We start from the raw sequence: 1,472 nt of genomic DNA on the forward strand, positions 1-1,472 counted from the left end.
CGTATGTACCGCAGCGGCGACTTAGCCCGCTGGACCGAGGATGGGGTCCTGGAGTACCTCGGGCGCGCTGATGCGCAGGTCAAGATCCGAGGCTTTAGGATTGAGTTAGGAGAGATCGAGGCGGCGCTCGTTGCCATCCCCGGCATTGCTCAGTGCACCGTGCAGGCCCGAGGCGAGGATGGGGCTAAGCAGCTGGTGGCGTACCTCGTTGCCGGTGCAGGTACAGGAGCGGGAGTGAGTGCGGATGGCGGCTCAGAGGCAACGATCCCTGAGACCTCTGCTCTGCGTAGCATCCTGTCCAGCACCCTGCCCGACTACATGGCGCCGGCCGCCTTCGTGGTGCTCGAGTCCTTGCCGCTTACGCCTAACGGCAAACTCGATGTGCGTGCCCTTCCCGCACCCGAGATCACGGGCGAAGGAGAGTACCGAGCACCCGTCACTGAACACGAGCAACTTGTGGCCAGCCTCTTTGCCGAGCTGACGGGCGCCACCCGCGTGGGGCTTGATGATAGCTTCTTTGCGCTAGGCGGACATTCATTAGTTGCCATGCGCCTGCTCTCGCAGCTGAGGACTCGCACCGGGCTTGAGCTTGCGCTACGTGTTCTCTTTGAGCACCCCACCGTTGCCGGGGTTGCTCAGGCACTTGACCAAGTGCAAGCCGAAGCGCAAATCCTTGCCGCAAGCGGTGCTGTATCAGTGTCTCGCCCTCCCATCATCGCAGGTCTGGGCGTGCTAAATCCAGATACGGATGGCACACAACGGGTACTCTCCTACGGCCAGATCCGACTCTGGACCCTTACCCAGATAGAAGGCGCGAGTGGTAACTACAACATGCCCGCAGCGCTCAGGCTCTCGGGAGCGTTGCAGGCTCAGGCGCTAGAGCTTGCCTTGCGCGATGTGATCGAGCGCCACGAACCGCTGCGCACGATGATCGCGAACGAGGACGGCGAGCCCGTAGGCTACGTGCGAGAGCTCAGCTCAGAGACAACACTGCTTGGGTATCAAGAGCTCAGCGATTTGCAAGAGGCTGAGTGCGAAGCAGCGCTTGAGGAGCTCATTGCACAAGAATCCACCACGCCCTTCGATTTAAGCCGCGATCTGATGATCCGGGCTCGCTTGATCAAGATCAGTGGTAACCAACACGTACTCACCCTCGTTATGCACCACATCGCGGGCGATGGCATCTCGATGGGCGTGTTCTGCAAAGAGTTAACCCAAGCCTACGAGGCGCGAACCAGTGGACAAACGACTGACTATGCACCTGACTGGGCGCCGCTCGTAGTGTCCTACGCCGATCACGCCGCCTGGCAGCGAAACTGGCTAGAAGACAGCGGCGAGCTTGCGCGTCAAAGCCAGTCCTGGCAGGCGCAGCTTGCGGGCGTCCCCGAGCGCTTGAGCTTACCGACCGACTACCCCAGAGAGGCGGGTCGCAGTCGCGCTGCGCGCTACCTGCCCATTGAGATCAGTGCACA

At 61.4% G+C, this 1,472-nt stretch carries 1 protein-coding gene; it reads left to right on the forward strand.

Features of this window, described 5'->3' with window-relative positions:
• A partial coding sequence (locus KZZ10_RS14410) for a condensation domain-containing protein (protein ID WP_259662240.1) occupies positions 1-1,472 on the forward strand: 1,472 nt, incomplete at both ends.

The sequence above is a fragment of the Zwartia hollandica genome (assembly GCF_019923725.1).
Taxonomy (GTDB): domain Bacteria; phylum Pseudomonadota; class Gammaproteobacteria; order Burkholderiales; family Burkholderiaceae_B; genus Zwartia; species Zwartia hollandica.